Origin of the sequence: Clostridium sp. AF32-12BH (genome assembly GCF_003477935.1) — a bacterium.
In the GTDB taxonomy this organism is placed as follows: Bacteria; Bacillota; Clostridia; order Lachnospirales; family Lachnospiraceae; genus Brotaphodocola.
Window position 1 is genome coordinate 84058 of sequence record NZ_QUEH01000014.1, and the last position, 16902, is coordinate 100959.

Below are 16902 nucleotides of genomic sequence, written 5' to 3' on the forward strand. Positions count from 1 at the left end.
GACAGACCTGTTTTAATCTGTAATTACTTTACTGCCTCAAAACCATGTTTTAAGTCATCGATGATATCGTCGATATGCTCGGTACCGATGGAAAGACGGATTGTGGTCGGTTTGATGCCGCATGCCAGAAGTCCTTCCTCATCCAACTGGGAGTGGGTGGTAGACGCCGGATGGATAACCAGGGATTTTACATCTGCTACGTTAGCAAGCAGGGAGAATAATTCCAGGTTCTCGGTGAATTTCTTTGCGGTATTTACATCGCCCTTGATCTCGAAAGTAAAGATAGAACCTGCACCGTTCGGGAAGTAGCGGTCGTACAGTTCTTTCTGATGACCGGTAGCCAGAGACGGATGGTTTACTTTCTCTACCTGCGGATGATTCTTTAAGAAATCTACCACTTTCAGGGCGTTCTCTACGTGGCGCTCTACTCTTAAGGACAGGGTTTCCAGACCCTGCAGTAACAGGAAAGAGTTGAACGGGGAAATGGTAGCACCTAAGTCTCTCATCAGCGTGGTGCGGAGCTTGGTGATGTAAGCAGCATTTCCGCATGCTTCGGTAAATACAATACCATGGTAAGATGGGTTCGGTTTGCTTAAGCCCGGGAACTTATCGTTCTGAGCCCAGTCGAACTTACCGCCGTCTACTACGATGCCGCCCATTACGGTACCATGTCCACCCATGAACTTCGTAGCAGAATGTACCACGATATCAGCGCCATGCTCGATCGGACGTAAAAGATACGGAGTTGCAAAGGTACTGTCCACGATAAACGGAATACCATGACGATGGGCGATCTCTGCGATTGCTTCCAGATCTACCACGTCAGAGTTCGGGTTGCCAAGTGTCTCGGAGTAAAGAAGCTTGGTGTTCGGCTGGATTGCCTTCTCAAAATTTTCCGGATCGGACGGATCGACCAAGGTAGCAGTGATTCCCTGCTCCGGCAGTGTGTTCTCAAACAGGTTTGTGGTACCGCCATACAGATTGCTGGAAGATACAACATGGTCTCCTGCCTTTGCGATATTCTGGATCGCATAAGCGATTGCTGCGGAACCAGATGCGGTAGCCAGTGCTCCGATACCACCCTCTAAGGCTGCAACTCTCTTCTCGAATACATCAGAGGTCGGGTTCATTAAGCGGGTATAAATGTTTCCCGGCTCGCTTAAAGCGAAGCGTCCTGCTGCCTGTGCAGAATCTTTAAATACATAAGAAGTGGTTGCATAAATCGGTACTGCTCTGGAGTCAGTTGCCGGATCTGCACTCTCCTGTCCTACGTGAAGCTGAAGGGTCTCAAACTTGTAATTCTTGCTCATGGTATGTACCTGCCTTTCCAAATTCATCCATAACTGGTTTTACGCCTGTTCAGTTATTCAGATTGTTTTCTTCTTTTGAATTACCCTGTATTTCTGTAGGTGATTCGTTGTTTCGTATTGTAAGTCCTTTAACCCACTATGTCAATAGGTATTATGGTGTTTTTTCAATGTTTTTCTATAAATAAAATTTTCAGCACTTCTGCCTGCATACAGTAGAAATCAGCGGACACGCCACCGGCCCCTCCTCAATATGCAAAGTAAAAAAAGAAGGCACCCTGCGGTACCTTCTTTCCAGTTTTTCTTATTAATCTTTCATCAGCCGCAGAGATCTGCGATCGCCTGTGCAAAGATCTTGGCACTTACTACCAGTTCCTCAACAACTGCAAATTCATCCGGACCATGCATTTTATTGTCCGTTTCCGGCATTGCAGCGCCAAATGCCACACCATTTGCAAGACTGTGCACATAGGTGCCGCCTCCCATGAACTGGCATTCGCCTTTGCGTCCGGTATAAGTTTCAAACGCCGCAAGAAGTGTCTTTACAAAATGGGAATCCCCCGATACATGATGCGGCGGAACCATATCTTTATTCAACAGGGTCAGTCCCTGCTCTGCCATGCGGCTTCTCACAACTTCAAGCACATTGTCGTCATTTCCGCATACCGGAACACGGCTGTCAAACTTGCCGTCCAGGTTTCCGGCATCTACCGTCAGCATATTGAAAGACAGGGTCAGTTTTCCGGAAATCTCATCTTCCATGGATACACCAAGCGTCTGTCCGGTCACATCACCATGCGGGATCAGAGCTGCTGCCTTGCGCACCATATCGATCTGCTCACACGGTGCAAATGCCAGCTTTCCAAGGAATACCAAAAGTCCGGTCAGCGCGTTGTTTCCCACTTCCGGAGTCGATGCATGGGCACCGGTTCCGGTTGCAGTTACCGTGGTCACTGCGCCATCGCTGACAAAATCAAAATGAATTCCGGTTTCTTTTTCCGTCTCAGCAGCTGCTGTTGTTAAAGCGGTCTCTGCAAAACCTTCCACGACAGCTTTTGCTTTTCCCGGCACTACATTCACTTTGGTGCCTGCCTGAATGGAAACCAGCTTCGGAAGCGCATCCGAGCACGCAAACGCTGCGGTAAAATGTCCCGCAAAACGGCCTTTCTCCGTATTTACCAGCGGATAAGCCGCATCCGGGGAAAAAGTCATTGGTGCTTCCTTTTCCTGGCTGTAATAATACTTGATATCGCTGCTGCCGCACTCTTCATCCGTACCAAGGATCAGGCGCACATTTTTCTTAAGCGGAATGCCAAGTTCTTTGACTGCACGCATGGCATACAGTGCTGCCACAGCCGGTCCTTTGTCGTCTGCAGTACCGCGACCGTAAAGCTTTCCGTCTTTTACGATCGGTTTGAACGGTTCTGTCACAGTCCAGCCCTCTCCTGCCGGAACGACATCCAGATGTGCCAGGATATCCAGCTGACGCGGAAGCTCATTCATATCTACGCAGCCCACATATCCATCATAAGAGCAGGTTTCAAAGCCGTAACCCTCCGCCATATCCAGAGCCGTATCCAGACACTCTGCGGCACCCGGGCCAAACGGCATGTCCATATCTTCTTCCTCCGGCATCTTTTCACTGTTAATGCGGCAGAGTTCACAGATATCTTCGATCATCTCATCTTTGTGAGCGTCCACCCAGGCGCTGATTTTCTCTTTGTACATAAGATTAACCCCCAAAGTCTATTATTTTTGTCATTTTACAGCATTTCGCTGTTATTCACACAAATGCGTCCAGAAATGATTTATTTCATCATGCCGGCAAGAGTCTGGTTTACCAGCTTACCGTCCGCTTTTCCCTTTACCTTCGGCATCAGGACCTTCATGATCTTGCCCTTGTCTGCACCGGTCGGCTGCTCAATGCCAAGCTCTGCAAGAACTCCCTTGATCACCTCCGTGATCTGCTCTACATTCATATCTTCCGGAGCGAACTCTTTGTAAACGGCAAGTCTTGCAGCAGCTTCCTCGCGGATATCGGTACGGTCTGCCGGAGCCATGTCGTAGGTCTCCTGGGTCTGGCGGATTTCCTTCTTAACAACGGCGTTCTCTTCATCCTCCGTCAGCTCCTCACGCTTGTCGATCTGCGCGTTCTTCAGTGCGGAAAGCAGCATGGACAGGGAATCTTTTCTTGCCTTGTCTTTTGCCTTCATTGCCTCTACCATTGCAGCTCTTACTACGTCAATCTTGCTCATGATTTATTTCCTCCATATATTTTTTATGACTTCTAGTTACGCCCGAACTCACTCAGCTTTAATCCCGGGTTGCGGTCCTCTACCATGCCAATGCTCCAGCTGTTGACAAAGATCAGAAGCGGGTTGTCCTTTAAGTCCTTGATGCGCTTCATGTCGGAGGTACCCTGGATCTTGGCCACATCGATCTCGTCCTTGTTCTCAATCCAGCGGATGTACTCGTACGGCAGCTTCTCCAGCTTTACCTCTACATTGTACTCATTCTCCAGGCGGTAGGTCAGAACCTCAAACTGCAGCTCACCGACTACGCCAACGATGATCTCCTCCATACCGGTGTTGAACTCCTGGAAGATCTGGATCGCACCTTCCTGGGCGATCTGACTGACACCCTTTAAAAACTGTTTGCGCTTCATGGTGTCGATCTGGCGCACGCGTGCGAAATGCTCCGGTGCGAAGGTCGGGATGCCCTCGAACTCGAACTTCTCGTTGGAGAGACATAAGGTATCACCAATGGAGAAAATACCCGGATCGAACACACCGATGATATCGCCTGCATATGCTTCCTCGACGATCTTTCTGTCCTGCGCCATCATCTGCTGCGGCTGGGACAGGCGGATCTTCTTGCCGCCCTGCACATGGTTTACTTCCATGCCGGCCTCGAACTTGCCGGATACGATACGCATAAACGCGATACGGTCGCGGTGTGCCTTATTCATGTTTGCCTGGATCTTGAAGACAAACGCGGAGAAATCGTCGTTAAACGGGCTGATCTCTCTTGTGATCGCCTTTCTCGGCAGCGGGGAAGTCGTCATCTTCAGGAAATGCTGCAGGAAAGTCTCAACACCAAAGTTGGTCAGTGCAGAACCGAAAAATACCGGGGATAAATTACCGCGGCTGACACGTTCCTGGTCAAACTCATCGGCTGCGCCGTCCAAAAGCTCGATCTCATCTAACAGCTGCTGGTGGTAATCGGCTCCGATCACCGCCTCGACATCGGTTCCCTCTACCGGGAAGGTCTGGGAATCGATCTCTTTCTGTCCGCCCATGGCAGCCGTAAATGTGGTAATGGTCTTCTCATGGCGGTCATACACACCCTTGAAGTTCTTTCCACAACCGATCGGCCAGTTGATCGGACAGGTACGGATGCCAAGCACGTTCTCGATCTCATCCATCAGTTCAAACGGATCGCGCGCTTCGCGGTCCATCTTGTTAATAAAGGTAAAGATCGGAATGCCTCTCATGACACAGACCTTGAACAGCTTGATGGTCTGTGCCTCAACACCCTTGGAACCGTCGATAACCATGACCGCACTGTCGGCCGCCATCAGGGTACGGTAGGTATCCTCAGAGAAGTCCTGGTGTCCCGGGGTATCCAGAATGTTGATGCAGTAGTTATCGTATTCAAACTGCATAACGGATGAGGTTACGGAAATACCTCTCTCCTTCTCGATCTCCATCCAGTCGGATACGGCATGCTTTGCGGCCTTTCTTCCTTTTACGGTACCTGCCAGGTTAATGGCACCTCCGTAAAGCAGGAATTTCTCCGTCAGGGTTGTCTTACCGGCATCCGGGTGGGAAATGATCGCAAAGGTTCTTCGTTTCTTGATTTCTTCTGTTATATTCGACAAAAGTTTGTCCTCCGTTCTATATTGTACATTCGAAATTTCCGAATGTATATAAGGTGAAAGCGGTCTGAATCTATCCGCTTTTATTTCTCGTTCCAAACTTACAGTTTACCAGACACACTCTGCTTTTGCAAGAACTAAGCATGTGGAAAAATACGATTCAGAAGTTCGTGCGCCACCGCATCCTTGCTCATCAGCTCCAGCTCCTCGGCGCCATCCTTCGTGATGACCGTCACGATATTGGTATCGGTGCCGAATCCGGCTCCGGCTGTCCGTAGACTGTTGGCCACGATCATGTCCACCTTTTTCTTTGCAAGCTTCGCCTGGGAATTCTCCAGCATATTCTGGGTCTCCATGGAGAAACCGCAAAGCACCTGTCCCGCTCTCCGGTGCGCACCCAGCCATGCAAGAATGTCGTCCGTGCGCTCCAGCTCAATGTTCATGTTGCCGTCGCTCTTTTTCGTCTTCTCCGTACCCACAACCGCCGGGCGGTAATCAGCCACCGCTGCTGCCTTGATGATGGCATCCTGCTGGTCGCTGACCGAGGTCACGGCATCGAACATATCCTTTGCACTGACCACCGGCACCAGCTTCACGCCAAGCGGCGCTTTTAGATCCACCGGTCCGCTCACCAGCGTCACCTCGGCACCTCTCCTTGCGGCTGCCCGCGCGATGGCATAGCCCATCTTTCCCGTGGAATGATTGGTGATATAGCGCACCGGATCAATTGCCTCCCTGGTCGGTCCGGCTGTTACCAGAACCTTTTTTCCGGCAAGATCCTTCTCACAGGCAAGCTCCTGCAGAATATACTCAAACAAGGTCTCCGGCTCCGGCATCTTTCCGGCTCCGGTATCACCGCAGGCCAGATAACCGCTCGCCGGATCAATGACATGCATGCCATACTTTCTGCAGATTTCCAGATTGTCCTGCGTAATGGGATTTTCGTACATCTGGGTATTCATGGCCGGTACGATATATTTCGGCTTTTTGCAGGCCAGAAACGTCGTCGTCAGCATGTCATCTGCCAGACCATGGGCTACCTTGGCGATCACATTGGCCGTAGCAGGTGCGATCATAAAAATATCCGCCTGCTTTGCCAGCGATACATGTTCCACCTGGAACTCAAAATTCCGGTCAAAGGTGTCCACCAGGCACTTCGTTCCCGTCAGGGTTTCAAACGTTGTCGGGGTGATAAAATTGGTGGCATTCTGTGTCATGATCACATGCACATTGGCATGCTGCTTTACCAGCATGCTTGCCAGGCTTGCGATCTTGTAGGCAGCGATTCCGCCGCTGACACCCAGCAGCACAGTTTTTCCTTTTAACATAAGAGTCAAAGCCTCCTCATTTTTCATACAAACGGTCTTATAAGTATATCATATTTCAACCGCCAATAAAAGGGGCAGAAACGACAAGACGCGTGTATTCCGATTGTCTTTCCCTGTAAAATATGGTAAGATTGTAGATAATCTATACGTCTGTACCTTTGCTGTGCAGACCCAGAAAAATTCGGCTGCAGACAGACCTTTCACTGCTGCAGACAATAAAGAAAAAAGGAGCTTCATCCATGATTTTAGCACTGGATATGGGAAATACCAACATTGTTATCGGCTGTATCGATTCCCAGAAAACCTATTTTGTAGAGCGCGTCACCACAGACCACGCAAAAACCGGCACTGAGTATGCCATCAACATCAAGAACATTCTGGAAATCCACCAGATCAATCCATCCGACATTGAAGGGGCCATTATGTCGTCCGTCGTTCCGCCGCTCAATGCACCGATTTCTTCTGCTGTAAAGAAGATTTTAGGTTATCATCCCATGCTGGTCGGCGCTGGTATCAAAACCGGCATGAACATCATCATGGATAACCCGAAGACTGTAGGAAGCGATATGATCGTAGACGCCGTTGCCGCGATCCGCGAATACCCGGGACCGATCATCATCATCGATATGGGAACCGCGACGACCATGTCCGTGGTCGATAAAAGCGGAAATTACATCGGCGGAATCATCTATCCGGGTCTTCGGGTCTCCTTAGACTCCTTAAGCAGCAAAACGGCACAGCTGCCATCCATCAGCCTGGACATTCCAAAGCACGTCATCGGGAAAAACACCATCGACTGTATGCGCAGCGGCATCATGTACGGCAATGCCGGCATGATCGACGGAATTATTGACCATATGGAAGAAGAACTCGGCGAACCAGCCACGATCATTGCGACCGGCGGACTTTCCCGCTTTGTGGTTCCGCTCTGCCGCCACAAGATCATTTACGACGATGCCCTTCTGCTAAAGGGGCTCATGATCCTATACGAAAAAAACAAGGCATAGTTTATCCTGCACCTATTGCAGGAAACAAACAGCATCAGGGCATAGCAGCATAAGCGTGGATTTCACAGGGGGCTTCTATTATGGCGATCAAAGCGTATTATGGAGAAGAAATTTATTTTGACGGAGAAAACAACTATTTATTTCACTTTAATAGGGCCGTGTGAGTTGCCTTTCGGCAACTCACACGGCCCTTGTCATATACTTAAATTGTTATTTTTTCAATAACACAGCTATGTGTTTTTGTATTCCGTTCATAATTGATTCCCGCCAGAAGCAAATTCCCACGATAATCCTTTCGTGCATTGATATATTCCTGCGAAACTTCTTTGTTGGGAATTGTCACGGTTTCATTTTCACTATCGTAAGTCAGGTATCCCAAATGGACCAACAGTGTCAGCACGTCATCTTTTGTGGAAAAATTTGTCATATCATTCGTAAACGTTCCGGTATTGATCGATACATTTTCCCCCGCAAGCATCTTGACCACTGCATCTTTTAAACCATTCAGATTCATGCGAATATAAAGCTTTAATGCCTCGTAAGTTTCTGTCTGATTCCAGTATGTTCCAAATTTATGACGCAGCATTGCCTCAACCACCGACTTGGGGCTATACATGGAATATCGAATTTCTCCCGTACGCTCATGCTGAACTAACCCATACCCATCGTACCAGGCCCTCGCCTCTTCGAAATTCATCTGATAAAGCTCACAGAGTTCTTGTACCTCTTCCTCTGTGAAACCAAAATATGGGGCCATATTTCCTGGTTCCGTCATGGAATACTCTGTAAACATATTTAATGCTGAATGGGAACCATACTTTTTAACCGGAAGAATTCCTGTCATATAAGCCAGAGCCACATAACTCTGATCTTTCAGCCATGCTCTCAAAAAATCAAGGTATTTTTTCTGTGCTGTCTCACTCCGCTGATATTCCCGAAACAGACAATCCCATTCATCGATCAATATAACAAACGGATGCCCTGTATATGCGTATACATCCTTCATCACCTGAATCAAATTTTTATCATCACGGAATCTTACCTCACCATATACGTCCATAAGATCATAGATCAGAAATTTCTGTATCCGCTGCAGCATTTCATCGACCGTTTGTGTCCCACTCAAAAATTCCTGTATGTTAATTTTTATAACGTCATATTGATTCAAATGTTTCTGATAAGATGCCTGGCTACTGATCTTTAAATGTTCAAACAATGCAGAGGAATCGATGCTTCTGTCATAATAAGCTGCCAGCATATCTGCAGCAACGGACTTTCCAAATCTTCTCGGCCGGCTCACACAAACAAACCGCTGCATCGTATTCATACATTGATTCGTTGCCTGGATCAGCATACTTTTATCGATAAAAATCTGAGAATTCACTGCCATCTTAAAAAGCGCATTTCCCGGATTCAGATAACTTCCCATGTTTCACCTCCAGATCAAAAATATCTATGGACTTTCTTTTCACATGCTTATTGTAAAGATATTATAACGCAGCATCTCAAATACCACAATGCGCTTATTTCTTGTTTCCCAATTTCTTATTTCGTAGTAAAATTATTGTTACTGACATTTCGCATGAACAGTAACATCTTATTGATTAGGAACTTCACGGAGGATTTTTATGATATACACATCCACCTATTTTTCGCCCCTCGGGACGCTCCTGCTTGCAGCTGATTCGGCAGGTCTTACCGGACTGTGGCTGGAAAATGGGAAATATTTTGCAGATACTTTAGAGAACAAAGAATATAAAAAAATTGAGAAGACTCCGACCGGCATTGCTGCTGCCGGTCAGAAAGAAGCTTCTGAAATTCTTACCGATACCCGCCGTTGGCTGGATCTTTACTTTCAGGGAAAGAAACCCGATTTCACACCAAAGCTTCATCTGACCGGCTCCGATTTCCGCATGGAGGTCTGGAAGCTGCTGCTGGAAATTCCCTATGGGCAGACCGTTACCTACGGAGCTCTTGCCAGGAAACTGGCCGACCGGCATGGACTCGCAAAAATGTCAGCCCAGGCTGTCGGCGGCGCTGTCGGGCATAATCCGGTTTCCATTATCGTGCCTTGCCACCGGGTGGTGGGCACGAATGGAAGTCTGACCGGATATGCAGGCGGGATTGGTAATAAAGTAAAGCTGTTGGAATTGGAACATACTGATATGAGCAGGTTCTTTATCCCCCAAAAAGGGACTGCACTGTGAAATAATCCACTCTATAGATCAGTCATTTCACACACAAGTCCCTTCTCATTTACGCGGCGTGAAATCCGCCCTTCTTTCCACTGCTGGCCTTCTCAAATTCTTTCAGTTTCGCAAGTGCTTCCGCCGACAGATTCGTCGGCACTTCAATTTGAACGGTGACATATAAGTCGCCAAAGGTCTTCGGGTCACGCATATTGGCTACACCTTTGCCCTTCAGACGGATCTTGGAGCCGGACTGGGTCCCTGGTTTGATGCGGCAGGATACCCGTCCATTTAAGGTTTGGATGATTGCTTCTCCGCCAAGAACCGCTGTCGTAAACGGAATGTTGGCTGTCGTATACACATCTGCTCCTTTTCTGGTAAATCCAGGTTTTTCACTGACATGAATGCAGATCAAAAGATCTCCGTCCTGTGCGCCGCCGATTCCGGCACCGCCTTTGCCCTGCAGACGGATGCTCTTGCCATCCTCTATACCAGCTGGAATATGAAGTTTTAAGGTCTGCTTGCGTCCATCCGAGCCGGTCAGTGTGATGATCTTATCGCAGCCAAATGCTGCCTCATCAAACGTAACCGTCAAGTCGGAAGTTACATCCTGACCACGGCTCTGGAAGCCACTGTTGCCAAAACCACCATGGAAGCTGCTTCGTCCGCTTCCTCCAGATTGATTGTTCGAGCCAGTGCCGTTCTGCCTGCTTCCGTGTCCACCGAACATACCTCCGAACATGCCGCCAAAAATATCGTCCATATCTTCCGGATTGCCCTCGAAATGGAACTCCTGATAGCCGCCGTTTGGATCACCCGAAAAACCGTGAAAACCACCCGCACCGCCGGAAAATCCGTGGAAGCCGCCGCCAAAACCACCGGCTCCACCACTGAATCCACCAAAGCCGCCATATCCTCCGGCTGCTGCCTTCGGATCAAACCCGGCTTCAAACGCTGCCGCGCCAAACTGGTCGTACAGTTTCTTTTTCTCCGGGTCACTTAAAACGTCATATGCTTCATTGATCTCTTTAAACCGTTCTGCTGCCACGGTATCATTCGGATTGCTGTCTGGATGATACTTCTTTGCCAACTTACGGTATGCTTTCTTTATTTCTGCGTCATTCGCTGTTTTGGAAACACCGAGAACTTCATAAAAATCTTTCTTTGCTGCCATATTTCTCACCTTACCTTCTGAAGCGGCTGCTGCCTGAAGAAAAATGTTATTGTTGTCGTTATAGTTTTGTTCTATTTGTATTATAACACGCATTTTTCAAATAACAAGGGGAGGGAGAAAAATTAACACAAAAAACACATTTTTCATTGCACTGCATATCGGGAAGGCACGAGTAACGCATCTGCTGATTCAGGAAATTCCTGCCTGCAAATCGTAACACTTTCCGCTATTCTCTTCTCAGCAATTCACACAGCTTCTCCACGTTTTCCTCCTGTGTCGCCCAGCTTGTCGCAAAGCGGATCACTGTGTGGGTCTCATTAGCCTTTTCCCAGAAGCTGTACTCCACCTCATTTCCTAATGCTTCCAGACGGGCATTTTCCATAATGCAAAAGACCTGATTGGTCGGAGATTCCAGATACAGCGGAATTCCGGCTGTTTTTATCGTATCCTGAATCTTTGCTGCCAATGCAACCGCTGTTTTTCCAATCTGCTCATAAAGGTGATCCGTAAACAAAACATCAAACTGGATTCCCAGGATTCTTCCCTTTGCCAAAAGTGCACCATGCTGTTTGATGATCGTGAAGAAATGCGGGATCCGTCCGGCCTTCGGAATCACAACCGCCTCGCCAAACAATGCTCCGCACTTGGTGCCGCCAATATAGAAAACATCACACAACTCAGCCAGATCCTGCAGGGAAACATCGTTTGCGGGAGACGCAAGCGCATACGCCAGACGGGCACCGTCCACATAAAGCGGGATCTGATATTCACGGCAGACGCTGCTGATATCCTCTAATTCCTTTTTGGAGTAAAGCGTGCCGTACTCCGTCGGCTGGGAAATGTAAACCATACCAGGCATGACCATATGCTCGTGGTTTTCATCGCTCCAAAATGTTTTCAGGTATGCACGGATTTCCTCTGCCGAAAGCTTCCCAAGCTCATGAGGCAGCGTCAGCACCTTGTGCCCGCTGTGCTCGATCGCACCTGCCTCGTGCATGCTGACATGACCGGTATCTGCGGCAATCACACCCTGATAGGACTGCAAAAGCGCATCGATCACCGTAGCATTGGTCTGGGTTCCTCCAACCAGAAAATACACCTCTGCACCCGGTGCCTTGCAGGCCTCGCGGATCTTCTGCTTTGCAGACTCCGTGAAAGAATCCGTTCCATAGCCCGGGGATGCCAGAAAATTGGTTTCCTGTAATGTTTCTAAAATAGAAGGATGCGCACCTTCCATGTAGTCACTTGCGAATGATAATTTCGTATTCATAGTCATTTCTCCTAAATGTAGCAATCAAATTCTATAGACTGTTTTATTTTACTTCATAAAAGCTTCCTTATCAACTTCAATATTACTTCAATGTCAGCTTCCATGCTACTTCAATATCACTTCACGACCTACTTCAATACCACTTCATGTTCTACTTCAATACCACTTCACGACCTACTTCAAAACCAAGAATTATCACGAGCTGCTTTCTCTGAATGCATAGAGCAACAAAAAAGTCCAGAAAAGCGCTTTTTCACGCTTTTCCGGACCTTCTCTATTTTATTGAAAGATCAATTTCTTACTTGCTATACTTAATTTTCCTCACCTGCCCAAACGGCACCACGCCCTCAACAGCCTTTGCTGCATCGATCACCTCATCATCGTTATCGAGGTCGATCAGACGATAGCGGTTATTGCCCATGCCCATTTCCTTCATATAGGAAAGCTGGCGCATGCTGTGGCGGGTAAGCATACGCTCTGTCAGAGCCTTGTGCTCATCCTCTTTCATGGCAAAGACCATATCCACGCAGGCCTGATCTGCTGCCAGAATATCTGCAGATGCCACAATGCCCACATCCGGCGTAACAACCGGCTCTGCTGCAACGCCTTCGCAGTCACAGGAAACAGACATATTGCGCATCACATTCACAAACGCAATGTGGTCACCAAAATGATCGACAACAGACTTTGTAGACTCGGTAATCCGCTCCATCAGCTCCTCAGTAGCAATGCTCCACATATGATCAGAACCTTCTACCGTGTGGATCATCGCCTTGCCGACTCTTCCGTCTGCGCAGCCAATACCGATGTTCTTGTTAGAACCGCCGAAACCACCCATCACATGACCCTTAAAATGAGTCAGGACAAGCAGGGAATCATAGTTTAACAGATTCTTGCCAACGCTCATCTCGGTGAACCATTTGCCATCTTTAACCGGAAGCATGGCAGTTCCGTCCTCATCCATAATGTCGGCCGGGCAGAACGTCCAGCCATTTACCTTTAAGGTCTCCCGATGCTGCTCGGTGGTATAGCGGTCTCCCTCGTAGTAAGTGTTGGTCTCCACAATGTTTGCATCCGGAAGCTCGGAAGCCAGAAGCTCCTTTACCCACGGACGCGGGATGATATTCGGACCGTTCTTCTCGCCGGTGTGAAGCTTCACGCCGGTCTTTCCGGAAATATGCTCCTTGATGCGGTTATAAACCTTCTTTAACCCTTCCTCAGAAAGGTCTCTGGTAAAATAAACAACGGACTCCTTGCCGGTTCTCTGGTCATATGGTACATACTGGTCGCCATTGGTTGCTGCAACTGGTTTCTGGTCATTCATAGATAAATCCTCCTTTTTTACCATTCTAAAAATATCATAGATCCTAAACCTGGCTTTACGTCAAGTGTTTGTTTTATATTTTTCCAGCCATTACATACGCTCATTCTGCTGCTTTACGAGGATTCTCAGAAATCATACCGCACAACCTCACAGTTTTTCACACCATACGCCGCGAACTCCTCGTTTGTCATATCCGTAAAATAGGACTGTACTACCCGGGCAATTCCATTATGCGCCACCAGAATATAGGTTTTCTCATCCGACTGCGCCTTGATCTCATCCAGCAGATTGTAAATCCGCTGGGCCAGACGCAGCATGGATTCGCCGCCCTCATAACTGCAGGCAAACGACTGCTTCGCCTGCTGAAATTCCGCGCCCTTTCGCGGCGTAGACTCCCATTTGCCAAAGTTCTGCTCCTTCAGGCGCGGTTCCATCCGGGCTGGGATCCCGGTCATCTCAGAAATATGTTTTGCCGTATCCGCCGCGCGCATCAGCGGAGAATACAAAATCTCGTCCGCATGAATGTGCTCCTCCAGAATCTTTTTTCCTGTTTCTATCGCCTGTTTGTGTCCCAGGTCCGTCAGGGCAATATCGGTTGCCCCGCAGATTTTTCCTTCTACATTCCAGATGGTCTGGCCGTGTCTTACGAAATAAAAATGTCCCATTGTTCTTTGCTCCTTTATCCAGTTCTGCCCGCTGCACACTTGTCTCACTTCCTCTATGATACCGGATTGTTTCACCTTATGCACTGCAAGTATTCTGACTTTATCATAAACAACCTTTCTCCTAATTGCAATGTAAAATCCAGTTTCTGGAAGCGCCATCAACGTATAAATCCCCTCATTTCCGTAAATCATCTTTATAGAAATCAAATGTAACGGTTCATAACAAAATCTCATGCTGAATCGTTACAGCCCATAAACATCATCTGCGGAGGTAAGGAACATGGCAGGCTACAAAGTGGAAATCTGCGGAGTCAATACGGCGAAGCTGCCCCTGCTTACGAACGAGGAAAAAGATGCACTTTTCCGGCGCATTTTGGATGGCGATAAGGACGCCAGAGAACAGTACATCAAAGGAAATTTACGACTGGTCTTAAGCGTGATCCAGCGTTTTTCCAGCAGCAATGAAAATGTCGATGACTTGTTTCAGATCGGCTGCATTGGCCTGATCAAGGCCATTGACAATTTTGATATCACCCAGAATGTCCGCTTTTCTACGTACGCGGTTCCCATGATCTTAGGGGAGGTGCGTCGCTATCTGCGTGACAACAATTCGATCCGGGTCAGCCGCTCCCTCCGGGATACCGCCTACAAAGCCATCTATGCAAGAGAAGGACTGACCCGCAAAAATTCCCGCGAACCAACCCTCATGGAAATTGCCCAGGAGATTGGGATCAGCAAAGAAGAGATCACCTATGCGCTGGACGCCATCCAGAGTCCGGTCAGCCTGTACGAGCCTATCTTTACCGATGGCGGTGACCCGCTCTACGTCATGGACCAGATCAAGGATAAAAAGAGTTCCGAAGAAAGCTGGGTCGAAGAAATCTCCCTGCGGGAAGCCATGGACCGGCTGCCGAAACGGGAACGGCACATCATAGACCTTCGTTTTTTCGAGGGAAAGACCCAGACAGAAGTGGCAGAAGAAATCCATATCAGCCAGGCACAGGTGTCAAGGCTGGAGAAAAATGCGCTGAAAAGCATGCGAAATTATCTAAGCTAAATCCAGAAAGTTTTCGTTTGTACTTCTTAATCTGCAAATCGACGGACATGCCACTGGTGTCTCCCCGATCTGCACACGGAAACAGCCATCTGCATTATACAGATGGCTGCCTTATTTTCACCTCTTATTTCACACGATACGTCAGCCGTACCCCGCTGTGATTCTGATCATCTTTTTTCATTTTTTACGCAAATGGATTCTCCGTCGGATAACGCACACCCGCCGGCTGGTTGTAACCAATCTCTTTCCCATCAACGCCGATATACTTAAACACTTCATACAGTGCCTTTCCGTAATGGCCGAATGCCACGGCACCGTGATGCGGGAAGTTTCCTTCGATCAGCACATGACGGTAGAAGCGTTTCATCTCTGGAATTGCGAACACGCCGATGCTTCCAAAGGAATGCGTTGCCACTGGAAGAACCTCTCCGTTTGCCACATAAGCTCTCAGCTTGTTATCTGCGGTGCTCTGCAGGCGGAAGAAGGTAATATCACCCGGAACAATATCTCCCTCCAGGGTTCCCTGGGTCACTTCTTCTGGAAGGCTTCTCGCCATGATCAGCTGGTACTTCATCTGGCAGAAGGAAAGCTTTTTCGTGCTGGTGTTGCCACAGTGGAAGCCCATAAATACATCGTGGCTTCTGTAATCGAATTTGTCCTTGATCTCGCTGTCGTAAAGATCGTACGGCACGGTATTATTGATGTCCAGAAGCGTTACGGCATCCTGGCTCACGCAGGTTCCGATGAACTCGCTCAAGCAGCCATAGATATCTACCTCACAGGATACCGGGATACCGCGTCCCGTCAGACGGCTGTTGACATAGCATGGCACGAAGCCAAACTGGGTCTGGAATGCAGGCCAGCATTTCCCGGCGATCGCCACATATTTGCGGTAGCCCTTATGTGCCTCAATCCAGTCAAGCAGGGTCAGTTCATACTGGGCAAGCTTAGGCAGGATCTCCGGTTTTTTATTGCCTTCACCCAGTTCTTGTTCCATGTCAGCCACAACATCCGGGATTCTCGGGTCTCCCGCATGCTTGTTGAAAGCTTCAAACAAATCCAGTTCAGAGTTTTCCTCAATCTCCACGCCCAGGTTATAAAGCTGTTTGATTGGCGCATTGCATGCCAGGAAGTTTAACGGTCTCGGGCCAAAACTGATGATCTTTAAGTCAGACAGACCGATGACAGCCCGCGCGATCGGCAAAAATTCATGAATCATATCTGCGCACTCGTCTGCAGTTCCAACCGGATACTCCGGGATATATGCCTTGATATTGCGCAATGCCAGATTGTAGCTCGCATTCAGCATACCGCAGTAAGCGTCCCCACGTCCCTGTACCAGATTGTCCTTGCTCTCCTCTGCAGCTGCCACAAACATTTTCGGTCCATCAAAATGCTTTGCCAGCAGTGTCTCCGAAATTTCCGGACCAAAGTTTCCAAGATATACAACCAATGCATTACAGCCAGCCGTCTTAATGTCTTCCAGTGCCTGCACCATGTGGATCTCACTCTCTACGATGCAGACCGGGCACTCATAAATATCCTTTGCATCGTACTTTTTACGGTACGCCTCGACCAGTGCTTTTCTGCGGTTCACGGACAATGACTCCGGGAAACAGTCACGGCTCACCGCAACAATGCCTACTTTTACTTCTGGAATGTTGTTCATACCTTCTCCTCCTGTTTTCTATGGGCAGTTCCCAT

The 16902-nt window shown here is 48.3% G+C and carries 14 protein-coding genes; 3 read left to right on the plus strand and 11 right to left on the minus strand.

Annotation, left to right across the window (positions count from 1 at the left end):
• Window positions 1-23 precede the first annotated feature (23 nt).
• From DWZ40_RS14030 to coaBC, 5 genes are all read right to left on the minus strand, one after another.
• A complete protein-coding gene (locus tag DWZ40_RS14030) occupies window positions 24-1310 on the minus strand; it encodes an O-acetylhomoserine aminocarboxypropyltransferase/cysteine synthase family protein (RefSeq protein WP_118543617.1) in 1287 nt (428 codons plus the stop codon).
• Between the two features lie 315 nt (window positions 1311-1625).
• Window positions 1626-3035: a dipeptidase PepV gene (gene pepV / locus DWZ40_RS14035; protein ID WP_118543618.1), complete on the minus strand. Its 1410-nt coding sequence runs from the start codon at window positions 3033-3035 to the stop codon at window positions 1626-1628.
• Window positions 3036-3115: 80 nt separating this feature from the next.
• The gene (locus DWZ40_RS14040) at window positions 3116-3562 is read right to left on the minus strand and encodes a GatB/YqeY domain-containing protein (protein WP_118543619.1); all 447 of its coding nucleotides are present in this window, start codon (window positions 3560-3562) and stop codon (window positions 3116-3118) included.
• Between the two features lie 32 nt (window positions 3563-3594).
• Window positions 3595-5187, minus strand: a complete 1593-nt coding sequence (locus DWZ40_RS14045; RefSeq protein WP_118543620.1) for a peptide chain release factor 3 — start codon at window positions 5185-5187, stop codon at window positions 3595-3597.
• Window positions 5188-5321: 134 nt separating this feature from the next.
• Window positions 5322-6512 carry a bifunctional phosphopantothenoylcysteine decarboxylase/phosphopantothenate--cysteine ligase CoaBC gene (gene coaBC, locus DWZ40_RS14050; protein WP_118543621.1) on the minus strand — a complete coding sequence of 397 codons (1191 nt, stop codon included), beginning with the start codon at window positions 6510-6512 and terminating at the stop codon, window positions 5322-5324.
• Between the two features lie 239 nt (window positions 6513-6751).
• On the opposite strand from coaBC, the gene DWZ40_RS14055 reads away from it, so the two are divergent.
• Window positions 6752-7519, plus strand: coding sequence for a type III pantothenate kinase (locus DWZ40_RS14055; protein ID WP_118543622.1), 768 nt, complete (start codon window positions 6752-6754; stop codon window positions 7517-7519).
• Between the two features lie 202 nt (window positions 7520-7721).
• Here the strand turns inward: DWZ40_RS14055 and DWZ40_RS14060 are convergent, their stop codons facing one another.
• Window positions 7722-8948: an AAA family ATPase gene (locus DWZ40_RS14060; RefSeq protein WP_118543623.1), complete on the minus strand. Its 1227-nt coding sequence runs from the start codon at window positions 8946-8948 to the stop codon at window positions 7722-7724.
• A 199-nt stretch (window positions 8949-9147) separates the two neighbouring features.
• Between DWZ40_RS14060 and DWZ40_RS14065 the strand changes: the two genes are divergently transcribed.
• On the plus strand, window positions 9148-9726 hold the full coding sequence (locus DWZ40_RS14065; protein WP_118543624.1) for a methylated-DNA--[protein]-cysteine S-methyltransferase: 579 nt from the start codon (window positions 9148-9150) through the stop codon (window positions 9724-9726).
• 49 nt (window positions 9727-9775) lie between these two features.
• Here DWZ40_RS14065 and DWZ40_RS14070 read toward each other — a convergent pair whose 3' ends face one another.
• The 4 genes from DWZ40_RS14070 to DWZ40_RS14085 all read right to left on the minus strand — a co-directional run bounded on the left by DWZ40_RS14070 (window position 9776) and on the right by DWZ40_RS14085 (window position 14141).
• Window positions 9776-10882, minus strand: coding sequence for a J domain-containing protein (locus tag DWZ40_RS14070; RefSeq protein WP_118543625.1), 1107 nt, complete (start codon window positions 10880-10882; stop codon window positions 9776-9778).
• Between the two features lie 226 nt (window positions 10883-11108).
• Window positions 11109-12158, minus strand: coding sequence for an aminotransferase class I/II-fold pyridoxal phosphate-dependent enzyme (locus DWZ40_RS14075; RefSeq protein ID WP_347560094.1), 1050 nt, complete (start codon window positions 12156-12158; stop codon window positions 11109-11111).
• 292 nt (window positions 12159-12450) lie between these two features.
• Complete coding sequence (locus DWZ40_RS14080) at window positions 12451-13476, minus strand: DUF362 domain-containing protein (protein ID WP_118543627.1); 1026 nt, start codon at window positions 13474-13476, stop codon at window positions 12451-12453.
• Window positions 13477-13601: 125 nt separating this feature from the next.
• Entirely contained in the window at window positions 13602-14141 is a 540-nt protein-coding gene (locus tag DWZ40_RS14085) for a histidine phosphatase family protein (protein ID WP_118543628.1), read from the minus strand.
• 280 nt (window positions 14142-14421) lie between these two features.
• Between DWZ40_RS14085 and sigG the strand changes: the two genes are divergently transcribed.
• Entirely contained in the window at window positions 14422-15198 is a 777-nt protein-coding gene (gene sigG, locus DWZ40_RS14090) for an RNA polymerase sporulation sigma factor SigG (protein WP_118543629.1), read from the plus strand.
• 184 nt (window positions 15199-15382) lie between these two features.
• Here sigG and DWZ40_RS14095 read toward each other — a convergent pair whose 3' ends face one another.
• Complete coding sequence (locus DWZ40_RS14095; RefSeq protein ID WP_118543630.1) at window positions 15383-16867, minus strand: L-fucose/L-arabinose isomerase family protein; 1485 nt, start codon at window positions 16865-16867, stop codon at window positions 15383-15385.
• Between the last annotated feature and the right edge of the window lie 35 nt (window positions 16868-16902).